This window comes from Acinetobacter seohaensis (genome assembly GCF_056431365.1).
Genome location: NZ_JBWKMK010000140.1, coordinates 1 through 26,987, shown reverse-complemented (window position 1 = coordinate 26,987; position 26,987 = coordinate 1). Strand labels below are relative to the sequence as shown.

The following is a 26,987-nucleotide window of genomic DNA, read 5'->3' as shown; positions in this document are numbered from 1 at the left end:
GTTATCATACCGCCACTAAATTTGGCCTTTGTAGCGGAGCCGTAATGAGCCAACATCTTTCACTACCTAAAGATAAAATTCGTTTCTTGTTGTTAGAAGGCGTACACCAGAACGCAATCGACGTGTTAAATGCAGCGGGTTATACCAACATCGATTATCGTAAAACAGCGCTTGAGGGCGATGCGTTAAAAGAAGCGATTAAAGATGCGCATTTCATCGGAATTCGTTCACGTACACAGCTAACTGAAGAAGTTTTTGAAGCTGCGAACAAACTAATTGCGGTAGGTTGTTTCTGTATTGGTACAAACCAAGTGAACTTAACTGCAGCAATGGAACGTGGTATTCCAGTTTTCAATGCCCCTTATTCAAACACCCGTTCGGTTGCAGAATTGGTATTGGCTGAAGCAATTTTATTGCTACGTCGCGTACCTGAAAAATCAACCGATACACATGCAGGTGGCTGGAACAAGTCTGCTGTAGGTTCATTTGAAACACGTGGTAAAACTTTAGGTATCGTGGGTTACGGTTCAATCGGTTCTCAACTTTCAGTATTGGCTGAAAGCTTGGGTATGCAGGTCATTTATTATGATGCTGTGACCAAGTTACCGTTAGGTAATGCACGTCAAGTTGGCTCTATGGGCGAATTATTGGCAAATGCTGACGTGGTTTCTTTACACGTTCCAGATGTACCCTCTACCCGCAATTTCATGGCAAAAGAACAATTTGCACAAATGAAAGAAGGCGCAATTTTCATTAACGCGGCACGTGGTACTTGTGTGGTGATTGAAGATTTGGCAGATGCCATCAAGTCTGGTCATATTGCAGGTGCTGCAGTTGACGTATTCCCGAAAGAACCAAAAGCCAATGGTGAAGAATTTGTTTCCCCACTACGTAACCTACCAAACGTGATTTTAACACCGCACGTGGGTGGTTCTACCATGGAAGCGCAAGCGAACATTGGTTTAGAAGTGGCAGAGAAATTTGTTGCATATTCAGATAAAGGTATGACTTTGTCTGCAGTGAACTTCCCTGAAATTGCACTGCCATTGACTGAAGGCAAGCACCGTTTATTGCATATTCACCAAAATATTCCAGGTGTATTGTCTAAAATCAACAACTTGTTTGCTGAACACGGCATCAACATCTCTGGTCAATCACTTATGACCAAAGGTGATGTCGGTTATTTAGTGATGGATGTTGATGCGACTGCATCTAAAGAAGCACTAGATACTTTACACGAAGTTGAAGGCACAATTCGCGTACGTGTCTTGTTCTAAGACCACACGCTGGTGCTACAAAAAACCACAGTCTTAGCACTGTGGTTTTTTATGCCTGATCTATGAGTAACCTTGAGTTGCCACAGCCCTGTATTTTTAAACTTGCTATAATCTGCCTGACCTTCCCATTTCCACACTGTTGAGTATTTTTCTGCCCCATGCCAAACGCCCAACTCACTGCGGTGTTGTTCATGGTTTTATCCATGATCTCCTATCAAATCAGTGCTTCTTTTGCCAAACAATTGTTTCAGGTGCTTGACCCGCTTACTGTGACGATTTTGCGACTGTGCTTTGCCAGTGTAATTGTGGCAATCATGTTTCGCTCATGGCAAATTCTGTCGCGGCTCGCACATTTAAAATGGCGTGATTTATTGTGCTATAGCGCAGCCTTGGGCTTAATGAATATTCTGTTTTATCTGTCTTTGGGCAAGTTGCCGCAAGGTATTGCGGTGGGTTTAGAGTTTGTCGGGCCTTTGGGCTTGGCTTTATTATCCATTCAAAACCGTAAAGATTATGTTTGGGTGTTGTTGGCGATTTTAGGCATTATTCTTATGGTGCCTTGGGGACAAGCGCAGGGTGATCATTTTAGTCTGTTTGGTGCAGCGTGTGCCCTAGGTGCAGGATTGTGCTGGGCTTTTTATATTTATTTTGGGCAAAAAGTGGTGCAACAAAATATTGGCATGCACGCGCTGACCATCGCCATCAGTATTTCAGCTTTGGCTTTGATTCCCTTCGGACTGTATAACAATGCCCCCGCACTGTTTGAAACCCAGTATTGGGGTAAGGCGCTTGCCATTGCAGTACTTGCCACGGCCATTCCTTATGCGCTGGATTTACAAGCCTTAAAACAACTGAGCAAAATGAGTTATGGCACACTTTCCAGTTTATCGCCTGCTTTAGCCGCACTGACAGGCTTGGTGTTGTTGGGTGAGAAAATCACTTCACTGCAATGGATTGCCTTATGCTGCATTATGCTGGCTTCGGTTGGTGTGACTTTAAGAGCCGTGAAAAAATCCAAACAGCCACACAGTACTTAAAATGGCATTTTGAATGAAAACTTAAACCAAACTGTCTTTAGACATTTGTTTATATTTTTCATACTCTGCCAAGTATTGTTTGGCCAAACTTTGTTTTTGCGATTCAGATAAAATTTTGCCTGCCTGTTGGAAAAAACCGTGTTCTTCTTCTTTTAAATGGTGATGGACTTTTTCTGACAATTGTTTGGCCACAGCCAACCAGCCTGTATTGCTCATTTCAGTTTCGGTCAACTGTTCCAGCAACTCATCAATTTCATGATGTTCAGACAAGGCATGGCGGGTAATATTCAACCCTGCATCCATCATCATCAAAGGGATATAAAAATAACGGTCTTCTGCCACGGCATGGGCAAACAATTCGTTTTTGAGTTGTTCAAAATAAGCTCTGCGCTCAGGACTATCACCCGAAGTTTGAATGAGTTGGGTGGCTAAATCTCGTTGAATCTCGTGACTCTGGCGCAAAGCTTCAAAAATATTCATATGCAGACCTCTTGTTTTAAACCGATGCTGGCTGGCAAGCAAATGTCACTGGCTAACGCAACGCTCGGTTTTATTGTCGGTTTTTAATTTCAGTTTTTAGCTCTAATTACTGTATAGGGCATGAAGCTGAAATCCTGCAAAGATTTGTATGAGAAACTTTACGTCTTCATAGCACAAGTTTAAATAAGCTATCTCACTGCATTTTAAAGATTTAACACTCGTTTAGGCACCAAGCGTTTTTTGTCGGTAATTTCTGCCAAGCCTAAACAACGCTCACCATCAAACACCAATACTTGTGCAACAGCAGGATGCTCGATATTACTTTCCATGCCTCGGCTAAAATATTCAGCCCGACCTTCAGGCACCTGAACCTGTGGAAAATGCTGTACAGGCGCATAAGCAGGCAGCAATAAGGCTTCACGTTCCGCTTCGCTTAAACTTTCCAAATATTCAATGCTATAGCTTGGAATCAGGTCAAAATGCCCCGTTTTAATCCGATGCAAATAAGTCAGGTGTCCATAAGTACCTAAAGCTTTGGCAATATCTTCACCCAACACACGGATATACGTGCCTTTGGAACAGGTAACATCCAGCGTGATACTGTTTTCGGTAAAGGACAGTAACTCAATCGCATAAATGGTAACTGGGCGCGCTTCACGTTCAATTTCTATGCCTTGACGAGCTAACTCATATAACGGACGACCTTCTTTTTTTAAGGCAGAATACATGGGCGGAACTTGCATAATATCGCCCTGAAACTGCGTCAAAACCTGTTCAATTTTTTCTTGGCTCAATGCTGGCACAACTTGCTGTAACAAGACTTCACCTTCTACATCACCTGTCGTGGTGCTATGCCCGAATTGAATGGTGGTTTGATAGCGTTTCACCGAATCGAGTAAATAGTGCGAAAATTTGGTCGCTTCACCCAAACAAATCGGCAGCAAACCTGAAGCCAATGGATCTAATGCTCCTGTATGCCCTGCTTTTTGTGCCCGATATAACCAACGCACTTTTTGCAATGCTGCATTGGAACTGATGCCCAAAGGTTTATTCAATAAAAATACACCACTAATGGCACGACGCTGGATTTTAGCCGCAGATGATTTCATAGCACACATAGGTCAAAGCAAAACTGCGTCATGGTAACAATCTGCCGCGATAAATGACAACATTTCTAGAACAGCGACTTACTTTTATGGCATATTTGGGCGCTTAGGATTAAAAAAATAAAATGGATATACAGGTGCATTGAAATGCAGAAACATAAAATATGGATTGTTTTAGGCGTAGTGATACTGCTGATTGCGGCTTTGGTGTATTGGCTGATGCCACAATCAAACTCCCCCGATACATCACCCCAGCAAAGCTCAAATGATGAAACATCTCAAGCTTTGAGCATGCAGCAAACCATGCAGAATCACCCTGCTGCAAATTTTTTAAGCCCAAGTCAGCAGGACACCGAAGTCAATTGTCAGCTTAAACTGGATGCAAGTAATCGTCTGATTGTGAATGAGCAAACCCGTAACTGTTTTGAATATTTTATTACCCAATATGGCGAAAAAAGCATTGAACAAATTCGTGGTGATTTTAAAAGGTATATTCAACAAGGACATAAAGAGCCTGCTTTATCGCAAATTTTAGATTTATGGCAGCGTTATTTAGACTACAGAAATGCGTTGGGGCAACTGCAAACACCGAACTTGAGTCAGGAAGATCCGCAATATTACCGCAGCATTTTTAGCAATATGCAAAACCTGCGTAAACAGTATTTTTCAGATTATGAAATTGAAGGTTTATTTGGTACGGAAGATGCCTACCACGAATACACCTTAAAACGTATGGCGGTGATGGATGATAAAAAATTGTCCGAAGCTGAAAAAGCGCAGAAATTACAAGAATTATTTAAACAACTCCCGCAAGATTGGCAGGAGAATTTAGAACAGTTAAATACTTTACAGGATTTGCGCAGTTTAACCGCAGCAATTAAAGCACGTGGCGGTTCTGCTGCTGAAATCCGCCAAATGCGTTTAAATCTGGTTGGTCCTGAAGCAACTCAGCGTTTAGAACAATTGGATGGGCAACGCAGTCAGTGGAAATCACGAGTAGAGGATTATTTAAGTACGCGTGATCAAATCATGCAAAGTGGAATGAATGATCAAGCCAAGCAACAAGCCGTGAAACAATTACGCGGACAGCATTTTCAAAATCCACAAGAGCAATTGCGTTTAGAAACCTTTGAACAGGTACATGATCAAGGTGGAAAATTACCTTTTGCTGACTAACATATCTACATAGGAAACTGGGGCATTCAACATGCCCTATTTTTATGCCTGAAAAGCTGTTTTAGTACAAACTCACCACAACGATTTAATATACAAATGTCTATAAATATTAAATAGATATCAAGATGCATGTAGATTTACAAATCTCTGGGACAATGCGCAATAACTGTCCCCAAATGATATGTTTTTTCTAAATTACGCATGAAAAAATACCTGAGCGTACAAAAAATAGTCGAGGATGACTCACAATAATGTGCCGTAACCAACGGCAATTTGCATATCTGAGCTTTCAGGAGGGAAGCGAAGCCACCACTTCACTTGTAATAAAAATAAAGATCACAGGATTGTTTTATGACCATCATCTCTAACATACGGGCAATTACATTGGCTGTCACTGGCTGCTTGCTCGGTTCAATGGGTGTCGCTCAAGCTGCTCCAAGCGTGTTGCCTATTCAGGAACAGGCCAAATCTGACTATGCCAAAACCAAATATCCATTGCTCATGGTACACGGCTGGCTCGGATGGTCACGCATTGGCAATGAAACCTTTAATATGGATTATTGGTATCAAATTTTGCCAGATATGGCACGTAATGGCGCAACCGTATTTGCCGCACAACTCTCCCCTGCACACCGTACTGAATTTCGAGGTGAGCAACTGATTGCCCAAGTCGAAGAAGTCATGGCAATCACGGGCAAATCCAAAGTCAATTTAATTGGTCACTCACATGGTGGCCCAACAGTACGTTATGTAGCTGCGACCAAACCTGAATATGTGGCATCAATTACGGGCGTTGCAGGTACATTCCGTGGCTCCAAAGTTGCCGATGATATTCAAAATAATCGTTTATCACGCACCGCGTTTAATATTTTAGGCGACTATATGGTGGCGCCTCTCATTACTTGGGCGCAGCAACAGCCAGACATGCCTGTCGATTTTGATGCATCGATGGCTTCTTTAACCGAAACAGCGTCTGCAGATTTTAACCGTCGTTTTCCAACCACAGCCTTGGCCGCAAATTGCAGCAGCAGCGGTGCCAAAGTAGATCGCGGTATTCATTACTATTCATGGACAGGTGTAGCACAAGCCACCAATTTACTGGATATTGACACTGTTTTAATGCAACTCGGCCCACTGTCTTATGGCAATTTAGACAACGATGGCATGGTCGCACGTTGTAGTACCCACATTGGACACGTCATTCGTGACAACTACCGACTAAATCATACCGACCTTGCCAACATGATGTTTGGCTTAACGGGCTTGTTTGCACCTGACCCAGTTGCACTGTATCGACAACATGCCAACCGATTAAAATTACAAGGTTTGTAGTAGTAAAGCTCATTTCAATCTTGGCAAAACCATCTTCCTGTGCTTGAAACTCAAGTGCAAGAAGTTCAATAACCATGAATCATTCAGAACTTGCAATCTAGCAAATTTCCTGAATAATGATATTTGACAATAGATATTGTCATGCTAGGAAAGCACAATAAAATAGAGGATGTTATATGAAATATGGATTATTCATTGCAGGCTTAATCGCGGCCAGTACTCTCGGTACCGCGCACGCATCCAATGCAGAACAGGTCAAATCTAACTTCGTGATCTCCAGTTATGCCAAAACCAAATATCCGATTGTGTTTACTCACGGTATGGCAGGCTTTATCAATATTGGTGGAGATCAGTTAGGTGTCGACTATTGGTACCAAATTTTACCCAATTTAGCACGTAACGGTGCAAACGCTTGGGCAACCCGTGTATCTCCTTTTAACTCATCCGAAGTTCGTGGCGAACAATTGGCACAACAGGTCGATGAAATTCTTGCAATTACAGGTGCAAGCAAAGTCAACTTAATTGGTCACTCACATGGTGGGCCCACTATTCGTTATGTTGCAGGCGTGATGCCGTCTAAAGTCGCATCGCTGACTGCGGTCGGTTCACCTAACAAAGGCTCGCCTGTAGCTGACTTTATTTTAAAAGTACAAGGCACACCACTTGAAAAGCCATTAATCGACATGGTCAATTTAGTTTCCAAAACCATCACTTGGGCACAAGGTTTAGATCCAAACAGCTATCCACATGATTCGTTGGCGAGTGCAAAAAGCTTAACTTTGGCTGGTTCTGCACAATTTAACAGCAAATTCCCAATGGGTATGCCAACGACAAGTTGTGGTGAGGGCGCTTATCAAGAAAAAGGCATCCAGTTCTATTCATTTACGGGCAATACGGCTGTCACCAATTTACTTGATCCAGACTCAGCCATGTTGGCGACCAGTTTGTTGATTGATAATGGTCGTGATAATGATGGTTTGGTATCACGCTGCAGCGCCAAATTTGGTAAAACCATTCGTGATAACTACTATTGGAACCACTTGGACGAAGTCAATCAACTCTTGGGCATGAAAGATATTTTTGCGCCTGATCCTGTTGATGTATATCGTCAACATGCCAACCGCTTAAAACTACAAGGTTTATAAATCAAATACCAGACATAAAAAAATGCGCCTAAATGGCGCATTTTTTAGCTGTAACGCAAGGTTAAAATTAACCTTGTTTACGTGCTGGTAATTTCTCACGAATACGTGCAGCTTTACCAGACAATTCGCGTAGGTAGTAAAGTTTAGCACGACGAACGTCACCACGACGTTTCACTTCGATTTTCGCAACGATTGGAGAGTGAGTTTGGAAAACACGCTCAACACCAACACCGCTAGAAATTTTACGTACTGTGAACGCAGAGTTCAAACCACGGTTTTTCTTCGCAATTACAACACCTTCAAATGCTTGAAGACGCTCACGATCACCTTCTTTTACTTTTACTTGAACGATAACTGTATCGCCTGGTGCAAAAGCTGGAATGTCTTGCTTAAGCTGTGCATTTTCAACAGCTTGAACTAAAGGATGCTTACCACTCATGGGGGTATCTCCAATATGTGTGGGTCAGAAGAGGTCTGAGATCCACTGGGGCTAGAGGCTAAAGCGCATAGACCCGATTGACTTTCCCTTTATGCTTGACCGCTTCAAGACATAAAGAGCCTATTTAAGTACTTAATTTACATTAAGCAGTTTAGTTTGCTCGAAGCATAGCTTCTCGCCTTGCGCTCGGGTAGAGCAATGCTTTACTCACCCTCGCTCATCTTTTAGCCATTTTTTTTGCTGCTTACTCAACTCAACTTTTTCAATCAACTCAGGTCGACGCTCTAAAGTCCGTTGATAACGCTGCAAAAACCGCCATTTTTCAATATTTGCATGATGACCTGATTTCAATACCTCAGGCACATCCAAACCTTCAAAATGGTCAGGCTTTGTGTATTGTGGGTAGTCTAACAGACCATCCACAAAAGAGTCTTGTACATGGGATTGTTCATCAGACATGGCACCCGGAAGTCTCCGGATAATACTGTCCAATAACACCATCGCAGGTAGTTCACCACCCGACAACACGTAATCCCCAATCGACCATTCCTGATCAACATATTTCTGGATTAAACGTTCATCGACACCCTCATAACGACCACACAGCACAATTAATCCGTCATATTGAACAAATTGTTGCACTGCAGTTTCGTTTAAGGTTTTACCTTGTGGTGACATATACACCACGGGTACGTTGACCGCACCTGCTTCATGAGCAAGTTCTTTGGCACGGCGGATTGCTTTTGCCAGTGGCTCAGCCATCATTACCATACCGGGACCACCACCAAATGGACGTTCATCCACTCGTTTGTAGTTACCCTCAGCATAATCGCGAGGATTGATACAATGAATTTGCATCAGATCACGTTGTGCTGCGCGCCCGCTAATACCGAAACGTGTAATCGCTTCAAACATTTCAGGAAAAAGCGTAATGACTGCAAAAAACATCGCAGACTCCCGTATTTCCAAAAATATTAGTAATCTACGCCCCAATTGACATAAATACGACCCGCTTCGAGATCAACGCGTTGTACCACATCTTTATGCCATGGAATCATACGCTCTTCACCATCGACACTATCGGCAGTTGCGCGAACCACCATCACGTCATTGGCACCTGTTTCAAACAGTTCATGGATTTGACCGAGGTTTACTTCTTGTTCGTCATCGTTCAGACCTAACACTGTTAGACCTTTTAAATCAGACCAGTAATACTCGTCCACACCTGCTTGAGGCAGTTGCGCTTTTGAAATCCAGATATTTGCGCCAACCAAGTTGTCTGCTGCGGTACGATCACTCACACCTTTTAAGCTGACCACCAAGCCTTTGCCATGTGGTTTCCAACGTTTTACATCGACCATTTGCCATCCTGCTTTGGTTTCAATGTACCAAGGCAGGTAGTCAAACATGTTGCTCATAGGTTCTGTATTGGAATAGACCCAGAGCCACCCATTTAATCCATAAGCTGAACGTAGCTGTCCAATCTGAATACGATCTTCGGGCACATTCTGTGTTGGTGTCATGGGCTACCTACTACTACTTAATTCATTTAATTATGCAGCAGCTGCAGCTTTCTTCGCTTGAGCAGCTAAAGAAGCAACACGTTCAGAAGGTTGAGCACCTTGTGCAACCCAGTGAGCAAAACGGTCAGCATCTAAACGAAGTTTTTCTGCTTTACCTTGAGCTGTTGGGTTAAAGAAACCGATACGTTCGATGAAACGACCGTCACGCGCATTGCGGCTGTCAGTTACAACGATTTGATAGAATGGACGTTTTTTTGCACCACCGCGCGCTAAACGAATAACAACCATGAGAACAACCTTATAATTTTTACGGATTATCCCTGCACCGACCATCGGCAACACTTCAAACCCCTTTCATAGAGGGCGATATTCTACGTTATTTTTGTTTTGATTAAAAGTAAATAATCTGTTTATCTACAGGTTTGAATTTATTTAGCGTCCGTCCCAGTTGGAGGTGGCTGAGGGAACGCAAGCTGTAGTTGTTTTAGTCCAACACTTCCTTCCCTGACTATCTAAAATTACACTTCCATTACCCACCTGAACAGTACCAGATTTAGGTTCTGCAGTTAACGTATACGTTTGACCATTCGGGACCAGTGTAATGCTATAAACAGGATTAGATGTTGGGTAATCCTTTGTAGTTGCACCATTATCCAGTGTTGCGCTGGTATAGTTATGGTTGATAACGTAATAACTCTGTAGACGTTGTGCCTGTTGCATCATTTCACTTTGTACATCTGCGCGATTGGTACGGATTTTGTACTGTGTGTAAGATGGATAAGCAATTGCTGCCAAGATGCCAATAATTGCGACAACAATCATTAATTCAATTAAAGTAAATCCTAAAGAGTATTTTTTCATTACCATGACTCGCTATAACTGCCACAATTTGCATAACCTGTCACTACATCTTTGACTTTTGTCATACAACGTAGACCATTACCTCTCAGTAATAAATCATAATTTTGAGGATCTTTCGGAAAACCACTGGTAGCGGCACATCCCCCTACTTTACAGCGCTCTACTTTTATTGCCCAATTTAAACCTTTAACTGACTGGGAATCTGCGGTTTCAACCCCCCCACTTTTTACAACAGTTAAAGGCTTTTTAGTATCGCTTGTCGGAGTACTCAAATCAGCATCTACCAGAGTTAAAACATATTTACCATCTGCTGCTGCTGAACCAACAGGAAGATACAAGGTTCCCGTAGAATTATTATAAGAGCTATAGATATAACTTGCGTCGAAGCCCTTATAACTGAAATTCTTGGATTTAAAGCGTTCTAGTTCGCTGGCTATACGCAAGGCCTCCTGTTTCGCAATCGCCAAATCCTGTTTTCGCATATATTGTTGATACGAAGGTACGGCAATGGCAGCAATAATTGCTACCACCACCACTGTAATCATTAGCTCAATTAATGTGAAGCCATGTGTTTTTTTCATGATTTACCCCTTAACGAGTTTCATACCAACGTAACTGTCTAAGTTTCGCTGTGGTGGTAAACTCCTGACATTCAGGTAAATTTGGGGTAGTGGTACAATTGAGCGTGGTTGGGCGGTTTACAATCAACCCAGTATTATTGGCACTACTACGTCCTTGACCTAAACCAGCACCCAAAATACCCGCACCAAGTTTAACGCTATTCGGCACCCCAGATGTGGTTGTATTAAATGGACATTTTCCTGTAGGCAAACAGAACTGATAGACATAGCTGTCACCTTTGACACCTGCACCACACGAGCCACCAATACCTGTACCATCGCGATGAAACACATTGACATATAACATGCCATCTAAGGCATACAGCTCATTCATTCCTTTATAAGCTCCTGCAGTACTTGAATAGGTGTATTTCCAACCGCTATTTCCAGTAACTGGAACGCCTGTACTAATATTTGTATTTAAAGAACTAAAGCTAATATTTTGTGTCGTTAATGTTGGAGAAGCATAAAGATCTGTTTTAGCAACGTCTTTATCATAAGCCACAAATACGCCATCTACTGCACTGGTTGCTGAACCCGCCTGATTCGTGCCAGCCGCCCCAACCAATGGTGAACTGCGATTACCTGAGCTAAACGCAACGGCAGCAACATAGCCATCATCGCTGTCATGTATAGACACACTTGGCATTTCATAGAAGCGAGGACTTGCTCCACCTGTTGCATGTTCATTGAACAAACGCACCACACGTTTAGCAAAATTCGCTTTTTTATCACTTGCGGTCGTACCTGTTGCTGCATTATTTAGGTCAACACGGAACGCCTGTCCACCTAAATCCCCAAAATATAAGTTATCGACTAAACCGTCATTATCACGGTCAATGGCATTGATCTGACTGACTACACTATATTTCATGTTAATGCTCGTTGCACTGGCATTGGTATAGGCTTCTGCACCACGTGCTGCTGTTGCATTGGCACTGGTCCACCAAAGCAAGTCGCCATTATTTGCATCAAACATATAGACACCCGCACCGCCGCCTGTTGTGGTATTTTGGTCATAAGCCGCATCTTCATAACCAGGGTCATAACCCCCACCCACAAACATGACTAGTTTTTTCACTCCACCAAAATTCACATAAGCAATGGTCGGTTTAGACCAGCTTTGTCCCATATAGCTTAGAGCGGTTACATTTGTGGTTGTGGAACTTGAGTTATAAATTTTTGAGCTAGCTGGGTCGATGTGAAATTTGAGCTCTGGATTATCTAAGTCAGATAAATTCAAGGCGTAATAACTTTTGCCTCCCATACGCAAACCACCATAGACCCACTGCAACCCTTTAATGGCAATATCATCACCACTGGCATTTTGTGCAACACGACCTGAATCCTTCACGGTCAATGTTCCATCTGCTTTTGCAACATATTGGGTATAAGCCGTCCACGGTGCATCTATACCGTAGAACAGGTTATTTTTCCCCAAGGTACTACTGGTTTCAGATAGAAAAGCATTCTTTTGATTTTGCATCATTTCGTTTGGCGCAAAGGCAAAAACCTCTTTACCACGATTTGCATCAGTTGCATTTTTGCCTGCCCGTACGACATGCAGCAATCCTTGTGTACTACCGAATAGTAAATAATCATCACGATCAGTGGTGTCAATGGTGCCTGAAGTATATGAGATTTTACCTGACTGGGTCAGCAAAATAGGGGTAGAGTGCATGACCGAACCGACCTGACGCAGTTCAGGTTTGGTCACAAGGTCTGCTAAAGTGACTGTATCTGTGGTGGCAACATTATAGCCGAGCAGGTTCAACCAATAGTTTTTATCTGGGTCATTGGCAAATAACGCTGTAGTGCCCGTACCAAATAAAGTTGTCACATTCACTTTTTTCAGTGAACCGATTTCACTTGCTGCATACGGAGCCGCAGTACCTGTAATTTCCCGATTGGTATAAAGAGTACGGTTGGCAATTTTTTCATTTGCGGCATTGGTGCTTAAACCCAAAGGCAATTGTCCTTTCATGCCCTCGTCGGTCCAAAGCCCTTTGGCGGCTGCGTCAAGCGAACCATCTGCCTTAATTAAGCGAATAGTTTTGCTTGCATTATATAGTTCACCGTTAAAAATATGATATTTATTCATATTTCCGACCCAAAGCTGAGTAGACTCCTGAGGTTTCGGTGTAAATGATCCATAATAACCATAAGGTTGAATGCGTAGTGGATTCAATGCGTCTTGTGGTAGGGTAGGCGAACCTGTGGCAATCGGATCGAATTCAGGCTTAACATCATCCAAAAATTTCACCACACTTTGTACAACATCTTCTGTTGATTGTGCAGAATAGAAACCACCATTCCCATAACCTCCAACACTACTTGGTAAATCAGGATGCGGCTTAGCTCCCCAGTTACAAGCATTTTGGGCATCTACACCTGTTATGAGTGAGCAATTATAATATTCTCTTTGTTCATTGGTACGCACACCTCTGCTATTAATATAATCCAAAGTGCGTATAACTCTCTGAGCGACAGGTTTTGCAGCATCAGCGGTTCTATCCACATTGAATACTGACCCAAAACCAACAACCGCAGTTTTAATTTCTAATCCTAAAGGGTTTCTCGTTTTATCACGTAATGCTTTGGCAAACTCGCCAACAGCGGGCATACCATGCCCTCCCTGACTACCGTCTGGTAGCGTTCCTGTAGTAGGAACACTGAAAGATGACCCTGTAGACCCTAAAGCTTTTTGCATTACCGAAACAGGGACATATGAGCTATTCGGTTCACCATCGGTTAAGAAGTAAATACCCTGACCATCACATTGCGTATTGGTGGTGGATAATGGGCTAATATATTTAGCTCCACTTTTAGATGTAGTCACTGATTTAGCAAAACCGCGATCAGTTTTTTCGCCTAAATAATAACGTCCCGCATATCCACTTAGAGTCCCTGTAGGACCCGCTGTATATCCACTCGGTGTAAAGCCACTTTGATAATAAAATCCAACCCAAGAAGTACATGTGGTACCACTCCATTGTTGGCAAATAGCATAATAACCAGCATTTCCTCCCGTCAATAAAAAATACCCTTGGTAATTTGAATGTCCTGTTGCTGTCGTCTCACCCAACATATACGCAGCCACTTCAGCATAAGCATTTGCAGTAGGTGTGCCTCCACTACTTCGTAAATTTGCAACTGCCGTTTTAATCGCTGTACGTTGTGTTGTGCTTAAAAGCGCAGCAGGAACGACTATTTTCCCACTTTTTCCATCTGCACTGGTATACACGTTGTCACTGCCACTTTGAGAAGAAAACTGCCCTATCCCCATCGCTACCGAATTTGAATCAATTTGGTTACTATCCATTAGGGTAAAAATTGCATCTTTTAATCGAGTTAGACGATCGTAACGTTTTTGCTGAGAACTTGAACCTGGGATATTTACAGCACAAAAATATTTGGTATAACCAGGTGTCGTTCCCGAAGGTTCACTTCTACGTGTATAAGTTGTGCCTGGTGCAAGATCACAATCACTCATACTCCCTGAGGTATCCAACATTAGCATAATGGTGGTTTTACCACCTGTTGCATTGCTATAAATATCAATATCGCTGGCTTGTACAGATACACTTTGACAAACAACCAAGGTCATCAGCATAGATACCGTAGCTGAAAGTCCTTTTTTATGATCTAACTTTTTCATTTTTTAAACCCTCTTTCTTTACGATACCAACTTCGGCTGACCGCCAACGGTATAGTCCGAATGCTGCATGTTATAGGGAATACCTAACCCATCAAAACATGCCCCCACGGCCGAAGCCCGCTGCTTAAAACAGTTCTCTATTTGCGTAGTAGTCGCACCTGCAAAACTTGGTAAGACTGAAATGACAGTCGCCCCGATATTATGCATGGTTACCGGCACATTACTTTGCCCGATACTGGTCCCCTTGGGAACTGAACCAAAAGGGGCAGAAACCGTAGAACTCTTGGTTAAATACACTTGTGACAACACTGCAGAACGCCCCATTGCAAACTGGTTGGCTTTACAATAACCATCGATCCCAATCTTTGTTGTAGTGACGGTTCCATCTGAAGCAACTTGAATTGCACTAGCTTTTGAGAGTGAAAAAAATGATGATTGTGCGGCACGATAGCAAAACACTAGTTCGTCTTCAGCATTGGCAGCCGAGTTAAAATAAGCAAACATACCATCCAAGGCCAGTTGTCTTTCAACCTCAGCAGGGTTTTCAATATTAAACAACGCTGAATCAGAGTTTTCTAACAACAACGCATTCACCTGACTATTAGTTGCAATTTTTAAGCCCACAATCCCCATTTTTACCGCTATAGTCCCCAGTAATGTGATAACGATCAAAATGACCAATACCGTAATGAGTGTTGCGCCTTTTTGTTGTTTCATGATGATGCTCCCAAGGTATTACGAATGGCGACCACTTGATTTACCGCCTGACGCAAATATCGCTTATTTACTGCTACATCCCCTGAAAGCGTGACTGGAGTTCCAGCAACATTAAAGCTGGTTTGAGTATTTAAATTTGCATCTGCACCAATTGTTCCCGTAGAACGAGACAAAATGCCAATCTCCATAGAAACAACATTCAAATAGGTTTTGGAACAGGTATCTTCCACGATAGGTCTAGCACAAGCAGTGCGGATCGTATTCATCGCAGTAATATATTGATCAATTGTCATATAGCGTAACTGACCCGCAGGATTTTTTACCCCTAAGCGTACTTTAAACGCATCGACCCGCTGCATAATTTGTTGTGCATCGGTATCTAAACCGACTAGCCCTGCACCATCATAAGAAGCAGCATCACAATACAGCGAGTACGAGGTCGGCTCACCCGTGACTTGTTGTGGACTTTCTGCCACATAATAACGTTGCACAATAGTTTTCGAGGACGCATTCGTCACCTGTACGCCTTCGCAGTTAAAAATTGTACTTGTTGCAGGCGTGTATTGTATGGTTAAGCGATCACTTTTCCCTGTGGTGTTGTCAGTATCCTTATTTTGCAAAGTAACAAATTCAGCTTCCAAATTAGGTGTTGCTTGCAATGCAGTTGGTAGATTTTCTTTTTTAAAAATAATGCCTGAACCTATAACCCGACTATTTACTTTTTGCTCGGATAAAGTATTTAAATTGGTATGACGCAGATCATGTGTGACTAAAGATAAACCAAAATTAGCATTTTGCTGCAACTCACTCATGCCAGACTGCAAATTCAAAGAACGCTGACTACTCAAAAATACCGCCAAACCTGCTGCAACAATTAACAATCCTAATGCTAAAGCAATCATCAACTCCATGAGGGTGAAACCTGAGGTATATCGCTTATGAGCCATAGTTATATACCTCCATGATGATGCATTTCGCATTTGGTACATAAGCCGCACCATTGGTGCAATCAGAACTACTTGTACCATTGGTCGCTGTTGTTCCTTCCCACGCTACATATATACATTTTCGAACTAAGGTAGACCCTTGACAATTAAGCACATTCATCCTCATACCCAAGTCAGTTGCACGGCTGCTTACTAGTCTAAAATCGTATTTAGCCATATCTTCAGGGGAGCAAAATGCAGTTGCGCAATTCGTGGTATCGGTATTCGCAACATAACCCGCCAGCCCTGTTCGATTCATACGCATCCGCTCCGCCAAATCTCGGGCAATATTGGTCGCCTGAACATTCATCGTCGCTTCGTTGCTAGCCGTGATGGCTCTAATTTGTAATGCCACAAACCCCAATACAGCAATACTTAGAAGTACTAAAGCCACAAGCACCTCCACCAACCCAACTCCCGTTTGACGTTTCATCATTTTTATTATTCCTTCCCCTCAAGTCGGACAACTTGTTGCCGCTTTATTGTAAACAACCGTTCCACCCTTTTGTACATACACATATGCTTTTAACGCAGCATCACTACTGTGTTCAAAAATAAAGCACTGTCCGTTTGTGGAAACACTGGTCTGCCCCAAACGATTAAAAGTCACACTGCTATCCCCACTCGTTTTTGTGACATGCGTTGGCACCCAAGTTTTAAAAGGTGTTGCCACACTACTATCCAACGCTACGACCCGATCACTCTGTTTAAAAATCGCTTCAGACCTTGTTTCCGCCAATAAATCTACAAAATCACGGGTATCGCTTCGCAATTGATTACTCCGAACCATTTGGATAAAAGACGGAGCAGCCATCATCGCGATAATTGCCAACACCGCAATGGTCACCATCAACTCAATTAAGGTGAACCCGTTTTCTTTTTGTCGCATACTCCCCCCAAGACACAGACTTTGCCCTATTAAAAATAATAACCAACAACTTTACAAAACCCTCACACTTCAGGATAAAAGGCATAAAAAAACAGATAACCGTCATATAACGGTTATCTGCCTATTTTTCATCAATTTTTTAAAGTGTTATATGCTTCGCAGTTTAAGCCTGTGTTACAGGAATACGTAACTCTTTGGGCAAACTAAAGGTAATGTTTTCTTCACGACCTGCCAGCTCTTCAGGGGCGGTTGCACCCCAGTCTTGCAAACGCTGAATCACTTGTTTGATTAAAATTTCAGGTGCAGATGCGCCCGCAGTCACACCAATCTTTGTATTCGGTTGAAACCATGCTTGGTTTAATTCATCGGCATTATCCACCAAGTAGGCTTGTTTCCCCATACGCTCTGCAAGTTCGCGTAAACGGTTAGAGTTAGATGAGTTTGGCGAACCAACCACCAACACCACATCACATTGATTGGCTAAGTCACGCACTGCATCCTGACGATTTTGAGTAGCATAACAAATATCGTCTTTACGTGGCCCTTGAATATTCGGATATTTTTGGCGCAAGGCATCAATCACTTTGGCAGTATCATCAATCGACAAAGTAGTTTGCGTCACAAAAGCCACTTTATCTGGATGCTGAACCGCAAGTGCAGCCACATCATCTTCATCTTCCACTAAATAAATTTCGCCGCCATTTTTCTTATCGTACTGCCCCATCGTCCCTTCAACTTCGGGGTGTCCTTCGTGACCAATTAAAATCGCCTCTGTACCTTCACGCGCGTACTTAGTGACTTCAATATGTACTTTGGTGACCAACGGACAAGTCGCATCAAACACTTTTAAACCGCGACGTTCCGCTTCTTGCTGCACTGCTTTAGATACGCCATGTGCACTAAAAATCACGATATTGTCATCGGGTACTTCATCCAGCTCATCGACAAAAATTGCACCGCGTTGGCGTAAGTCATCTACCACAAATTTATTGTGTACCACTTCGTGACGTACATATATAGGGGGGTTAAAACACTCAAGGGCACGATTTACAATCGCAATTGCTCGGTCTACACCTGCACAAAAACCACGTGGATTCGCCAATACAATTTCCATAGAACCCTCTATGTTGAAGTTAAATAGGTGGGATGTTTAAAAATTTATGCCAACAAAAGCCATCTTGGCTATTTTGTTTAAGGGGCGTCTACTCTAAAATAGAGAAGATATTTTATCATATCAGGAAAAATATCATGTCGGGTCTATTGTTTGTCGTTTCTGCCGCTTCAGGAACAGGCAAAACATCCCTCGTTAAAGCCCTGCTTGAGCGTGTGAATAATTTACACGTTTCAGTTTCTCACACAACACGCGGTCAACGTCCCGGCGAACTCGATGGTGTGCATTATCACTTCACGCAAAAACAAGATTTTATCGACTTGATAGAACAGGGCGGTTTTATTGAATATGCAGAAGTATTTGGCAATTATTACGGCACTGCGCAAGCAACCGTTAAAGAGCAGTTAGCCAAAGGTCACGATGTATTGCTTGAAATTGACTGGCAAGGTGCTCAACAAGTACGCAATCTTTTTCCTGAATCGAAGCAAATTTTTATTCTTCCACCAAGCCAGTTTGATTTACGCGAGCGTTTGTCTAACCGTGGCACCGATGCAGTCGATGTGATTGAACATCGTCTAGGCTGCGCAGTTGAAGACATGCAACAATATGTCAATTTTGACTATGTGATTATTAATGATGACTTTAATAAGGCTCTGCACGATTTAGAATCGGTGATTACGGCTAATCGTTTGGTGATGGCGCAGCAGGCACATCGTCATCAAGCCTTGATTCAAAAGTTAATTAGCCCGCCAAGCGCGTGATTAAAACTTGAGTCTATAAGCAAAGCACCTTATACTGCACAGTCTGTTTAAATTTATTATTCGAACGAGAATTCTTATGGCACGCGTTACCGTTGAAGATTGTTTAGACCATGTAGACAACCGCTTTGAGCTTGTACTAGTGGCAAGCAAGCGCGCGCGTCAATTGGCACGTCAAGGCATTGAACCAACTGTAGAATGGGACAATGACAAGCCAACTGTAGTGGCATTACGTGAAATTGCTGTGGGTCATGTGTCTAAAGACATTTTGAAACAACGTGATCAAGACTATCAAACTTCGAGTCTTGACCTCGCACTTTCAGCAAATAACTTGAATTTAGATGGTTTTTCTTTCCAATAAGAACGACTTTCTGAAAAAGCCTAGTTTTTTACTAGGCTTTTTTGTTGTCTGAACTTTAATCTTGCGCTAAAAACCGTTATAACATAAGGATTAAGACCTGATTTTAAATGGTCTAATGACCTTATGTTTTGGTACAAAAAAATTGACAAGTCATGCAATATGCTTTTCATTATAAGGTCTAACTGTAGATTCGTTATCACTTGTATTTTAAAGGGTGTTATATGCCAGGCGTAGAGGTTAGCCAAGCCAAACAACAGCTTCAAACCATGATCGAACCTTACCTTAGCGTAAGTGAAGTCGAACAGGTGCTTACGGCTTGCGATTATGCCGAGCATGCGCATGATGGCGTTACCCGTAAAAGTGGTGAACCTTATGTGCTACACCCGATTGCGGTGAGTTGCATTTTGGCGCACATGCGGTTGGATGCCGACACGCTCATTGCTGCGCTATTGCACGATGTCATTGAAGATACCGACTACAGCAAAGATGACATCACAGAAAAATTCGGACGTACCGTTGCTGAACTGGTCGATGGTGTAACCAAACTTAGCCATTCCAGTGACAAGGAATACAACAAAGCCGCTTCGTTCCGTAAAATTCTGCAAGCGACCTTACAGGATCCACGTGTCATTATTGTGAAACTAGCAGACCGTTATCACAACATGACCACTTTAGATGCGCTGCGACCAGACAAACGCGCACGTATCGCCCAAGAAACCTTTGATGTATTTGTACCCATGGCACGTATCGTGGGTATGAATGAAATGGCAGATAACCTTGAACATTTGTGTTATCAAAACCTTGATTTAGATATGTATAACGATGTGCAAGCTGCCCTGTTGCACACCAAGCCAAAACGCTGCGAATACCAATCTAAATGGGAACAAAACCTTGCCGACCTGCTGCAAGACAATCAAATTGCAGGCCGTATTAAAAAGAAAAATAACAACATTGAATTACTGCGCCACTTTGTTAAAAACGATATTGATCTACAAGAACTGACCCACAGCCATGCGTTTGAAATTATTTTACAAAGCATTGCCGACTGTGACCGTTTGGCCGACATTTTACGTGACAGTTTTCAGGTCTTGCATTATGAAGATCATATTCGTCGCCCACTGCCAGGCGGTAACCAATCACTCATGATGCGTCTAAAAGGTGAGCAAACCACCTTATCACTCACCATTCAAACTGAATTAATGCGTAAAGCCGCACGTTTTGGTGTGGTCTTAGGTGAAAACGCACCACAAGCCTGTCGTTCTGCCATTCAAGCCTCTATGAAAAGCTTGAATGTGTTGATTGATGGTGAATGTGCCAAAACTACATTTAGCGATTTACTGGATTATCTGCACCAAGAGAAAATTCATGTTTATACCCCGCACGGACATTTACATGAATTGCCGCAAGGTGCCACCGCTGTTGATTTTGCCTATGCAGCCAGTTTGTTCTTAGGTAACCACGCAGTCGGTACAAAAATTAATGGTGAAAGCAAACCACTTTCGACGCCACTCATCAGCGGGCAAGTGGTCGAAATCATCACCGATGTTTTAGCCACACCAAACCCAGACTGGCTGAGTTTTATTAATACCCAAAAAGCCCGTCGTGCCTTACAAAACATTCTGCGTGATCAGGATATTGAAGAACAGCGTTTGGTGGGACAACAAGCACTTAACCGTGCACTAAAATTATTTAATCACTCGATTCAAGACCTGACTGAGGCCGATTGGTTAAATGTGTTGCAATGGCGTCATATCGACTCCAAAGACCGTTTATTTGAGCAAATTGCAGTCGGTGATTTATTGCCGCAGTTGGTGGCAAATCACATTTACGCACTTGATCAGGACAGCAACGAACATTCTGACCGTCTGATTCAAGGCACAGAAGGCATTGACGTGAAATATGCGCACTGTTGCAACCCTGTGCTAGGCGATCCGATTCAGGGTAACTTGTCACGTCGCGGTTTGATTGTGCATCGTGCGCGCTGCAACAACTTACTGCATGAGCAGCATCAACATCCTGAAAATATCATGCCGCTACAATGGACTTCGGAAGATGTTGATGACGTGAGTTTTACGGCTTACCTCAGCATTGATATGGATATGAATGACGAACAAATTTCCGATTTGATCTATCAATGTCGTAAGGCCAAAACGGGTGTGGAAATGGTACGCAGCCACGATGGCAAGACTCATGTGAATATTGTGGTCAATAACCGTAAGCAAATTGCCAAAATTATTCGTGATTTGCGTATGCACTACGGTTTCCCACGGATTAGCCGTTTAGCGCGTCCCATCAGCATCGCAGAAGAAGCCAAAGCTTGTTAATTTAATGTGGCTACATAGTTTGACTGTGCCGTACATTCACCAATTTTGCATTATAGACTCATCAGGCTACTGAAATGCAGTCGGATGGTCTATGATGTTCGTACATTATTTTAGGAGAAATCAATGTCTCGCCAAGTCATCCATACTGAAAATGCACCTGCAGCAATTGGTACTTACTCTCAAGCCATTTTAGTGGGCAATACTGTTTATTTATCAGGTCAAATTGGTTTAGACCCATACAGCATGGAATTGGTGGAAGGCATTGAAGCGCAAATTCGCCGCGTATTTGATAACCTAAAAGCCGTTTGCGAAGCGGCGGGTGGCTCTTTGGCCGATATTGCCAAGCTCAATATTTTCCTGACCGATTTATCTCACTTCCAATTGGTCAATCAGATTATGGGTGAATATTTTGCACAACCTTACCCTGCGCGTGCAGCCTTAGGTGTGGCCAGCTTACCTAAAGGTGCTTTAGTTGAAATGGATGGCGTGGTGATTATCAATTCATAAGTCATTATCATTCAAATACTTAAAAACCAATAAACGATGCCACCTATTGAGTGGCATTTTTTAATTCAAAAACCCAATTACAATAAATGACTTTTTAAATGATTTTTATTGACAAACGATAATAATTATCAATAATAACACTTATCTTATTTCATTATTGTGGTTGCATTCATGTACGTTTGCTTATGCCGTGGTATTACAGATCAAGACATTAAAGAAGCCGTTGCCAATGGTGCAGACAGCTATCGTGAAATTCGCGATATGTTTGATTTAGGTACGTGCTGTGGTCGCTGTGCGCCTGAAACTCGCGCCATCATTAGCGATGAAATTGCACAAATTGCGTCTCGTCTTGCCGTCGCTGCCTAAAGCTGACGTTTTATTGCTCTCCCACATTTCAGTATTATAATTTTTACTCGGTGTTTCCTCCCCCGCTTCCGACTACAGCGGGTTTTTCTTGTCTTACATTTCTTCACACCGCCTAGCTAATTGTTTTTGATTGCGATTTTCATTTGCCGTTCTATAAATCACTCGCCATTTTGCCCAGTCTTGTTTAAGATAGAAATATAGATTGCCTTAAGCGGTTTAAGGCAGAAATTGTTGATGGAGTGCTGCAATGAAAGGCAATCGTGATGTGATTAATCAGTTAAACCAAGTTTTGTATCATCACCTGACTGCAATTAACCAATATTTTTTACATTCACGTATGTTTAATGATTGGGGCATTGAGCAACTGGGTTCGGCTGAATATAAAGAGTCGATTCGTCAAATGAAACATGCTGACAAAATTATTGAACGTATTTTATTTTTAGAAGGGCTACCAAACTTACAACACTTGGGCAAATTGTATATCGGTCAGCATACAGTTGAAGTTTTGAATTGCGATGTTCGTAAAGTCCAAGAAAATATTGAAGCGATTCAAAAAGCGGTGGTTTTAGCAGAGCAACAATTGGACTATGTAACCCGTGATTTGGTTCAGGAAATTTTAGAGAAAGAAGAAGAATATTTAGATTGGGCAACGACACAGCTTGATTTGGTTGAAACTGTGGGTATTGAAAACTATATTCAAAGCCAACTCTAAGATTCATCTGGTTTAGATAACTCAAAAGACTGGTTTTCCAGTCTTTTGTTTTTTGGGGCACTTTACCTAAAATTCAGTATCTTGCCTATCTCTAATGAAGAAGCTCTCAATATCAATATATTTTACTTATGCGCATTTTAAATTCTTGGATTTATAAAAAAGTATTTATAACGCAAAAAAATGTTTCATGGGTTGCATCTGTTGATGCAATATCCGAATAATAAAAATTCCATAATCCTGTTTTTTATAAAAAATAGCATGTTGATGATGATCGTGACGGCGTATTCCCTCGCCAATATCTACACATGCATAACCAATCAGCGGTGAACTCACTAACAAATGAAAGGTATTTTCCAAATGTTGCGTGTATTGGTCAGCTGAGCTACACCAAAATTAAGTAAGGTGTATTCATAAATAGCAGTGAAGTCGTCGACAGCTAAATTTGATAGCTTATACACGATGCTTCTGCTTCACTTGAGCCGCAATATCTTTTAGGCTGAGTGTACTTTCTCCACTGTTCTCACCTGCTTCAATCGCTTGCTTTAAAGCTGCAGTTTGATTTTCTTGCTGTTCCAATAATCTTAATGCAGATCGCATCACTTCACTGGTTGAACCATAACGTCCAGATTCAATCAGTTTGCTCACGAAGTCATCGAGTTGTGGGCCAATTGTTACACTTGTAGTTCTCGCCATCAGCATGCCTTATTGTGTGAATAGATCATACAATTCTAACACAACTCCCTTTATCTGAACAAAATTTCAGCATCTCTTTAAATTTTCGCACATGAAATCAATTTTATAATGAATACCCCTCTCTTTTTAAAGAAAGGTTGGGAGAGATTTTCAACATTGAAAATTTTCACCATATTTGGCTTATATTTTTTTAATCCCTCTCCTTGCGCCATACATGGCTCACCTTTTTCAAAGGGGGAAGCCACAGAAGCATATTCTTAAAATAGAATACTTAAATCAGCGCGGCTTTGCCTCATCCAATAAAATCGCATAATCCACATTGACCTGCCACAAAGTGCTTAACAACCATAATTGCTTTTTGGCTTCTGCTTCATAACCGTTAAATGCTAATACGCGTGCATATTTCAATAAATCGTAGCGGGTTGGATAATTCAACACAATTTCATGGATATCCTGCAATTGTTCAGGCGTTTGTAGGCTATACGGATTTAATCGAATCCACGCAATGCGGCGGTTAAATTCTTCGAGTACCAAAATACGCTCATGATGGGTGATTTTTTCAGGTGTGTGTTCGTAGCGTACCGACTGATTTAGTTTGGGCACCATTACTTCATAATCACTATAAATCAGCATCAGCAACAATGCGCCAAGTACAAAAGTAATGCGTAAATAAATTGCAGATAAAGTGAAGCTTTTTACCACACGTTGTGACTGAACCATGCCGATAATAAAACCTACAGGCAGCAAGAAGTAGGCATAGTTTTGTGGAAATTCCAGCATGGCATGCACGCTAAATGCACCGAGCATTAAAATACCCACAACCGATTCCACCGACTGAGTATCTTTATGCAGTTGGTAGCCCCAATAGCCCAGATACGCCAAAAATGGTACGCCTAGTATCACACCATTCCAGAGTAAAAAGTCCAAAATAAAATTGTGTGCGCTACGAATCCACACAGGACCTTGCACAAATTCGCTAATCGTGACATACGCCACACTGGTTTGATGCCAACCATAGCCCCACCACGGTTGATGTTCAATCGCAGCGAGCATTTGCTGCCAAATGGCCAAGCGCGACATATCACCTGTGGCGCGCTGTACCACATCACGAGATTGCACCGAAAGGTCTGCACTTTGTGAGAGCAATTGACTAAAAGCAGGTGCGATAAAAATCAGCCCGATAAATGCGGCAAACCACAGCAAGCTATAGCGACATTTAATCCGCATTACGCCACGGTATTGTTGATAGCTCAAATAGGTCAAGAGACACAGCGACGCCAACCATGAAGTCCGTGATTGACTCAGTACCACACCGACCAAAATCATGGCAGCTGCAATCACAATCCATACGGTTTTAAGTTTTTGTTTTTCGTATAAATATAGGCATGCCATAAGCGACATCACCAAAAAAGTCGCCATATTATTCGGTTGGGCGAAATTGGCATAAGGACGTTGCCCGATTTTTATATCCACCATCATTGGCAGGTGTTGATCGAGTGTGAGCCACTGGCAAATTGCCATGAATGCGGTCATACTTCCTACGCCGAGTAGCACATAACTAAAGCCTGTAAAGATGCGTTCACGTTCAATACTATTTTGAGTAAGGTTATAGCCAAAAATGATCGCGAGCCAAAAACTAAAGATATACACACTGCTGAGCAAGGCTTTGTCAAAGAAATAGACTAAGCCTAAACTCCACTGAATGAGCGGAACACTGCACAATGCCAGTAAGGGCAGGCTGATTTTGGGTATTTGTAATTTTGCTTTAAAAAAGCAGGCTGCAAGGGCAAACAGGGAAAAAAATGCGTAAAGCTCACCTGTATAGGTAACCCACGGGCGGTAGTGAATGGGCAATAGCCATGCAAGGGAGATGAGGATGGCAGCCAAAAGCAGCAATGCAGATTTCATAAGAAAACTAGACTAAAAAACTGGCTCTATCTTATATTTTTTTTGGCAAGATGATAGTGCTTTGTGTGGTAAGTTTGATTGGAATTCTGCCAGTCTTAAAATGGGATGATCGCATGGGGAATACTTAAATTCCCCATTTTTAACTTAAGAAATTATTTCCACGGTCTTAGGTCTACTATTTTGATGATAGATGCGGATTCTTTATTGACTAAAACCACCATATCTACGGCATTGGCTTTTAAAGGTAACCAAGCATCTGCTTTTGGGTAGTTTGCTAAAGTTTTTTCAACTTCAGTTTTTGAGTTGTACTGTTCCAATTCTACTAGATTCTTTGCTTTCTTTTGTATTACTTGAGCCTGTTTCAATAATGGTTCATATAAAGATGGCTGCATACTTGGAGAAACCCCCGTTTGCAATTCTAAAAAGGTACGGCTAGCTTTTTCTTCTTCATTCTTTGCTACTTTAATAGCAACCCATTTGGGTCTCAAAAAACTTAGTTGATTATATGGAAATTTGGCTTCTTTGAGCATCTCTGTTGGAATACTATTTGCTTGAACTAATTCGAATCTCATTGTATCAAAGGCTAGCCAAACTGGTCGGCTGATAGAAATATTATATACACCGTATGTTAATGCGGAAATCTGCAATAAAAAAATTATAAATAAGTCAAATTTAAGTGTCTTTTTGCCTTGTTTAGCAACAAGTAGTGTCAATAATGGACCTAAAATTATATCTATAATAAGCATCATTACAAAAATATTTATTACCCCAATTGCTTTAGCTATTGGTTGTGGATGCCAAAGAAAAAAACAATCCACACACAACAAGCAGCAACAAGAATAGATAAAGCCAAATGAACGGCTTTGTTGCATATACCTAGCCTAGAAAGATTATTCAGTCCTATAATTTCAATATGAATAAACCTGCTCCTAAAATCTATCGTACAACTAACTGGTCTTCCTACAATCGTGCCCTCATTAACCGAGGTAATATTTCCATTT

Annotated in this window: 30 protein-coding genes; 11 read left to right on the top strand and 19 right to left on the bottom strand. The window is 42.0% G+C overall.

Annotated elements, in window-relative coordinates; translation table 11 throughout:
- The first annotated feature begins 44 nt into the window (after nt 1-44).
- Nucleotides 45-1,277 (top strand): phosphoglycerate dehydrogenase, encoded by a 1,233-nt coding sequence (serA, locus tag AC07E5_RS13600; RefSeq protein ID WP_104852617.1) that lies wholly within the window; start codon nt 45-47, stop codon nt 1,275-1,277.
- 49 nt (nt 1,278-1,326) lie between these two features.
- Here serA and AC07E5_RS13595 read toward each other — a convergent pair whose 3' ends face one another.
- Nucleotides 1,327-1,482: a hypothetical protein gene (locus AC07E5_RS13595; protein WP_162164694.1), complete on the bottom strand. Its 156-nt coding sequence runs from the start codon at nt 1,480-1,482 to the stop codon at nt 1,327-1,329.
- On the opposite strand from AC07E5_RS13595, the gene AC07E5_RS13590 reads away from it, so the two are divergent.
- Nucleotides 1,436-2,314: an EamA family transporter gene (locus AC07E5_RS13590; RefSeq protein WP_498625665.1), complete on the top strand. Its 879-nt coding sequence runs from the start codon at nt 1,436-1,438 to the stop codon at nt 2,312-2,314. The two genes, AC07E5_RS13595 and AC07E5_RS13590, sit on opposite strands and share 47 nt — an antisense overlap.
- Before the next feature lie 21 nt (nt 2,315-2,335).
- Here the strand turns inward: AC07E5_RS13590 and AC07E5_RS13585 are convergent, their stop codons facing one another.
- Nucleotides 2,336-2,794 carry a hemerythrin domain-containing protein gene (locus tag AC07E5_RS13585; protein WP_168418489.1) on the bottom strand — a complete coding sequence of 153 codons (459 nt, stop codon included), beginning with the start codon at nt 2,792-2,794 and terminating at the stop codon, nt 2,336-2,338.
- 203 nt (nt 2,795-2,997) lie between these two features.
- Nucleotides 2,998-3,903: a tRNA pseudouridine(55) synthase TruB gene (truB, locus tag AC07E5_RS13580; RefSeq protein WP_168460794.1), complete on the bottom strand. Its 906-nt coding sequence runs from the start codon at nt 3,901-3,903 to the stop codon at nt 2,998-3,000.
- A gap of 144 nt (nt 3,904-4,047) precedes the next feature.
- Between truB and AC07E5_RS13575 the strand changes: the two genes are divergently transcribed.
- The 3 genes from AC07E5_RS13575 to AC07E5_RS13565 all read left to right on the top strand — a co-directional run bounded on the left by AC07E5_RS13575 (nt 4,048) and on the right by AC07E5_RS13565 (nt 7,553).
- Nucleotides 4,048-5,076: a lipase secretion chaperone gene (locus AC07E5_RS13575; RefSeq protein WP_498625664.1), complete on the top strand. Its 1,029-nt coding sequence runs from the start codon at nt 4,048-4,050 to the stop codon at nt 5,074-5,076.
- Between the two features lie 351 nt (nt 5,077-5,427).
- On the top strand, nt 5,428-6,408 hold the full coding sequence (locus AC07E5_RS13570; protein WP_104852622.1) for an esterase/lipase family protein: 981 nt from the start codon (nt 5,428-5,430) through the stop codon (nt 6,406-6,408).
- A gap of 176 nt (nt 6,409-6,584) precedes the next feature.
- Complete coding sequence (locus AC07E5_RS13565; protein WP_498625663.1) at nt 6,585-7,553, top strand: lipase family alpha/beta hydrolase; 969 nt, start codon at nt 6,585-6,587, stop codon at nt 7,551-7,553.
- 67 nt (nt 7,554-7,620) lie between these two features.
- Here AC07E5_RS13565 and rplS read toward each other — a convergent pair whose 3' ends face one another.
- From rplS to ispH, 12 genes are all read right to left on the bottom strand, one after another.
- The gene (gene rplS / locus AC07E5_RS13560; protein ID WP_004974529.1) at nt 7,621-7,992 is read right to left on the bottom strand and encodes a 50S ribosomal protein L19; all 372 of its coding nucleotides are present in this window, start codon (nt 7,990-7,992) and stop codon (nt 7,621-7,623) included.
- Nucleotides 7,993-8,199: 207 nt separating this feature from the next.
- Nucleotides 8,200-8,940: a tRNA (guanosine(37)-N1)-methyltransferase TrmD gene (trmD, locus tag AC07E5_RS13555; protein ID WP_498625662.1), complete on the bottom strand. Its 741-nt coding sequence runs from the start codon at nt 8,938-8,940 to the stop codon at nt 8,200-8,202.
- Nucleotides 8,941-8,966: 26 nt separating this feature from the next.
- Nucleotides 8,967-9,515, bottom strand: coding sequence for a ribosome maturation factor RimM (rimM, locus tag AC07E5_RS13550; protein ID WP_498625661.1), 549 nt, complete (start codon nt 9,513-9,515; stop codon nt 8,967-8,969).
- A 30-nt stretch (nt 9,516-9,545) separates the two neighbouring features.
- Complete coding sequence (gene rpsP / locus AC07E5_RS13545) at nt 9,546-9,803, bottom strand: 30S ribosomal protein S16 (RefSeq protein ID WP_178319388.1); 258 nt, start codon at nt 9,801-9,803, stop codon at nt 9,546-9,548.
- Nucleotides 9,804-9,947: 144 nt separating this feature from the next.
- The gene (locus AC07E5_RS13540) at nt 9,948-10,376 is read right to left on the bottom strand and encodes a type IV pilin protein (protein ID WP_236094100.1); all 429 of its coding nucleotides are present in this window, start codon (nt 10,374-10,376) and stop codon (nt 9,948-9,950) included.
- Nucleotides 10,376-10,957, bottom strand: a complete 582-nt coding sequence (locus AC07E5_RS13535) for a type IV pilin protein (protein ID WP_179989830.1) — start codon at nt 10,955-10,957, stop codon at nt 10,376-10,378. The genes AC07E5_RS13540 and AC07E5_RS13535 overlap by 1 nt, the downstream gene beginning before the upstream one ends.
- 10 nt (nt 10,958-10,967) lie before the next feature.
- Nucleotides 10,968-14,654, bottom strand: a complete 3,687-nt coding sequence (locus AC07E5_RS13530; protein WP_498625659.1) for a pilus assembly protein — start codon at nt 14,652-14,654, stop codon at nt 10,968-10,970.
- Nucleotides 14,655-14,672: 18 nt separating this feature from the next.
- The gene (locus tag AC07E5_RS13525) at nt 14,673-15,371 is read right to left on the bottom strand and encodes a pilus assembly PilX family protein (protein ID WP_498625658.1); all 699 of its coding nucleotides are present in this window, start codon (nt 15,369-15,371) and stop codon (nt 14,673-14,675) included.
- Nucleotides 15,368-16,318 (bottom strand): PilW family protein, encoded by a 951-nt coding sequence (locus tag AC07E5_RS13520; protein ID WP_236094103.1) that lies wholly within the window; start codon nt 16,316-16,318, stop codon nt 15,368-15,370. The genes AC07E5_RS13525 and AC07E5_RS13520 overlap by 4 nt, the downstream gene beginning before the upstream one ends.
- Complete coding sequence (gene pilV / locus AC07E5_RS13515; RefSeq protein ID WP_179989822.1) at nt 16,308-16,793, bottom strand: type IV pilus modification protein PilV; 486 nt, start codon at nt 16,791-16,793, stop codon at nt 16,308-16,310. Before pilV ends, AC07E5_RS13520 begins: the two co-directional genes overlap by 11 nt.
- A gap of 18 nt (nt 16,794-16,811) precedes the next feature.
- On the bottom strand, nt 16,812-17,246 hold the full coding sequence (locus AC07E5_RS13510) for a pilus assembly FimT family protein (RefSeq protein WP_498625657.1): 435 nt from the start codon (nt 17,244-17,246) through the stop codon (nt 16,812-16,814).
- Between the two features lie 163 nt (nt 17,247-17,409).
- On the bottom strand, nt 17,410-18,360 hold the full coding sequence (gene ispH / locus AC07E5_RS13505) for a 4-hydroxy-3-methylbut-2-enyl diphosphate reductase (protein WP_498625656.1): 951 nt from the start codon (nt 18,358-18,360) through the stop codon (nt 17,410-17,412).
- A 134-nt stretch (nt 18,361-18,494) separates the two neighbouring features.
- On the opposite strand from ispH, the gene gmk reads away from it, so the two are divergent.
- The 6 genes from gmk to bfr all read left to right on the top strand — a co-directional run bounded on the left by gmk (nt 18,495) and on the right by bfr (nt 23,385).
- A complete protein-coding gene (gene gmk / locus AC07E5_RS13500) occupies nt 18,495-19,118 on the top strand; it encodes a guanylate kinase (protein ID WP_498625655.1) in 624 nt (207 codons plus the stop codon).
- Between the two features lie 76 nt (nt 19,119-19,194).
- On the top strand, nt 19,195-19,476 hold the full coding sequence (gene rpoZ / locus AC07E5_RS13495) for a DNA-directed RNA polymerase subunit omega (RefSeq protein ID WP_004896248.1): 282 nt from the start codon (nt 19,195-19,197) through the stop codon (nt 19,474-19,476).
- Between the two features lie 221 nt (nt 19,477-19,697).
- Nucleotides 19,698-21,800, top strand: a complete 2,103-nt coding sequence (locus AC07E5_RS13490) for a RelA/SpoT family protein (protein WP_498625654.1) — start codon at nt 19,698-19,700, stop codon at nt 21,798-21,800.
- A 123-nt stretch (nt 21,801-21,923) separates the two neighbouring features.
- Nucleotides 21,924-22,307 (top strand): RidA family protein, encoded by a 384-nt coding sequence (locus AC07E5_RS13485; protein ID WP_004809961.1) that lies wholly within the window; start codon nt 21,924-21,926, stop codon nt 22,305-22,307.
- A gap of 171 nt (nt 22,308-22,478) precedes the next feature.
- A complete protein-coding gene (locus AC07E5_RS13480) occupies nt 22,479-22,673 on the top strand; it encodes a bacterioferritin-associated ferredoxin (RefSeq protein WP_004974511.1) in 195 nt (64 codons plus the stop codon).
- A 247-nt stretch (nt 22,674-22,920) separates the two neighbouring features.
- Nucleotides 22,921-23,385 carry a heteropolymeric bacterioferritin subunit Bfr gene (gene bfr / locus AC07E5_RS13475; RefSeq protein WP_131260631.1) on the top strand — a complete coding sequence of 155 codons (465 nt, stop codon included), beginning with the start codon at nt 22,921-22,923 and terminating at the stop codon, nt 23,383-23,385.
- A 165-nt stretch (nt 23,386-23,550) separates the two neighbouring features.
- Here the strand turns inward: bfr and AC07E5_RS13470 are convergent, their stop codons facing one another.
- The 4 genes from AC07E5_RS13470 to tfpZ form a co-directional block, all read right to left on the bottom strand.
- Nucleotides 23,551-23,718: a type II toxin-antitoxin system RelE/ParE family toxin gene (locus AC07E5_RS13470; RefSeq protein WP_498625653.1), complete on the bottom strand. Its 168-nt coding sequence runs from the start codon at nt 23,716-23,718 to the stop codon at nt 23,551-23,553.
- Nucleotides 23,719-23,835: 117 nt separating this feature from the next.
- Nucleotides 23,836-24,078 (bottom strand): type II toxin-antitoxin system ParD family antitoxin, encoded by a 243-nt coding sequence (locus tag AC07E5_RS13465; RefSeq protein ID WP_019836164.1) that lies wholly within the window; start codon nt 24,076-24,078, stop codon nt 23,836-23,838.
- Between the two features lie 276 nt (nt 24,079-24,354).
- Nucleotides 24,355-25,986 carry a PglL family O-oligosaccharyltransferase gene (locus AC07E5_RS13460; RefSeq protein ID WP_498625652.1) on the bottom strand — a complete coding sequence of 544 codons (1,632 nt, stop codon included), beginning with the start codon at nt 25,984-25,986 and terminating at the stop codon, nt 24,355-24,357.
- A gap of 152 nt (nt 25,987-26,138) precedes the next feature.
- On the bottom strand, nt 26,139-26,858 hold the full coding sequence (gene tfpZ / locus AC07E5_RS13455; RefSeq protein WP_416713727.1) for a TfpX/TfpZ family type IV pilin accessory protein: 720 nt from the start codon (nt 26,856-26,858) through the stop codon (nt 26,139-26,141).
- Nucleotides 26,859-26,987 lie beyond the last annotated feature (129 nt).

Bases quoted from the DNA above. Each gene is read 5' to 3' on its own strand.
- AC07E5_RS13460 (WP_498625652.1), bottom strand. From the start codon at position 25,986: ATGAAATCTGCATTGCTGCTTTTGGCTGCCATCCTCATCTCCCTTGCA.
- serA (WP_104852617.1), top strand. From the start codon at position 45: ATGAGCCAACATCTTTCACTACCTAAAGATAAAATTCGTTTCTTGTTG.
- rpsP (WP_178319388.1), bottom strand. From the start codon at position 9,803: ATGGTTGTTATTCGTTTAGCGCGCGGTGGTGCAAAAAAACGTCCATTC.
- trmD (WP_498625662.1), bottom strand. From the start codon at position 8,940: ATGTTTTTTGCAGTCATTACGCTTTTTCCTGAAATGTTTGAAGCGATT.
- tfpZ (WP_416713727.1), bottom strand. From the start codon at position 26,858: ATGCAACAAAGCCGTTCATTTGGCTTTATCTATTCTTGTTGCTGCTTG.
- rimM (WP_498625661.1), bottom strand. From the start codon at position 9,515: ATGACACCAACACAGAATGTGCCCGAAGATCGTATTCAGATTGGACAG.
- AC07E5_RS13530 (WP_498625659.1), bottom strand. From the start codon at position 14,654: ATGAAAAAGTTAGATCATAAAAAAGGACTTTCAGCTACGGTATCTATG.
- AC07E5_RS13480 (WP_004974511.1), top strand. From the start codon at position 22,479: ATGTACGTTTGCTTATGCCGTGGTATTACAGATCAAGACATTAAAGAA.
- AC07E5_RS13510 (WP_498625657.1), bottom strand. From the start codon at position 17,246: ATGCGACAAAAAGAAAACGGGTTCACCTTAATTGAGTTGATGGTGACC.
- AC07E5_RS13585 (WP_168418489.1), bottom strand. From the start codon at position 2,794: ATGAATATTTTTGAAGCTTTGCGCCAGAGTCACGAGATTCAACGAGAT.
- AC07E5_RS13525 (WP_498625658.1), bottom strand. From the start codon at position 15,371: ATGAAACAACAAAAAGGCGCAACACTCATTACGGTATTGGTCATTTTG.
- AC07E5_RS13590 (WP_498625665.1), top strand. From the start codon at position 1,436: ATGCCAAACGCCCAACTCACTGCGGTGTTGTTCATGGTTTTATCCATG.
- AC07E5_RS13575 (WP_498625664.1), top strand. From the start codon at position 4,048: ATGCAGAAACATAAAATATGGATTGTTTTAGGCGTAGTGATACTGCTG.
- pilV (WP_179989822.1), bottom strand. From the start codon at position 16,793: ATGATGAAACGTCAAACGGGAGTTGGGTTGGTGGAGGTGCTTGTGGCT.
- AC07E5_RS13535 (WP_179989830.1), bottom strand. From the start codon at position 10,957: ATGAAAAAAACACATGGCTTCACATTAATTGAGCTAATGATTACAGTG.
- gmk (WP_498625655.1), top strand. From the start codon at position 18,495: ATGTCGGGTCTATTGTTTGTCGTTTCTGCCGCTTCAGGAACAGGCAAA.
- AC07E5_RS13595 (WP_162164694.1), bottom strand. From the start codon at position 1,482: ATGGATAAAACCATGAACAACACCGCAGTGAGTTGGGCGTTTGGCATG.
- rpoZ (WP_004896248.1), top strand. From the start codon at position 19,195: ATGGCACGCGTTACCGTTGAAGATTGTTTAGACCATGTAGACAACCGC.
- bfr (WP_131260631.1), top strand. From the start codon at position 22,921: ATGAAAGGCAATCGTGATGTGATTAATCAGTTAAACCAAGTTTTGTAT.
- rplS (WP_004974529.1), bottom strand. From the start codon at position 7,992: ATGAGTGGTAAGCATCCTTTAGTTCAAGCTGTTGAAAATGCACAGCTT.
- AC07E5_RS13485 (WP_004809961.1), top strand. From the start codon at position 21,924: ATGTCTCGCCAAGTCATCCATACTGAAAATGCACCTGCAGCAATTGGT.
- AC07E5_RS13520 (WP_236094103.1), bottom strand. From the start codon at position 16,318: ATGGCTCATAAGCGATATACCTCAGGTTTCACCCTCATGGAGTTGATG.
- AC07E5_RS13465 (WP_019836164.1), bottom strand. From the start codon at position 24,078: ATGGCGAGAACTACAAGTGTAACAATTGGCCCACAACTCGATGACTTC.
- AC07E5_RS13540 (WP_236094100.1), bottom strand. From the start codon at position 10,376: ATGAAAAAATACTCTTTAGGATTTACTTTAATTGAATTAATGATTGTT.
- ispH (WP_498625656.1), bottom strand. From the start codon at position 18,360: ATGGAAATTGTATTGGCGAATCCACGTGGTTTTTGTGCAGGTGTAGAC.
- truB (WP_168460794.1), bottom strand. From the start codon at position 3,903: ATGAAATCATCTGCGGCTAAAATCCAGCGTCGTGCCATTAGTGGTGTA.
- AC07E5_RS13570 (WP_104852622.1), top strand. From the start codon at position 5,428: ATGACCATCATCTCTAACATACGGGCAATTACATTGGCTGTCACTGGC.
- AC07E5_RS13490 (WP_498625654.1), top strand. From the start codon at position 19,698: ATGCCAGGCGTAGAGGTTAGCCAAGCCAAACAACAGCTTCAAACCATG.
- AC07E5_RS13565 (WP_498625663.1), top strand. From the start codon at position 6,585: ATGAAATATGGATTATTCATTGCAGGCTTAATCGCGGCCAGTACTCTC.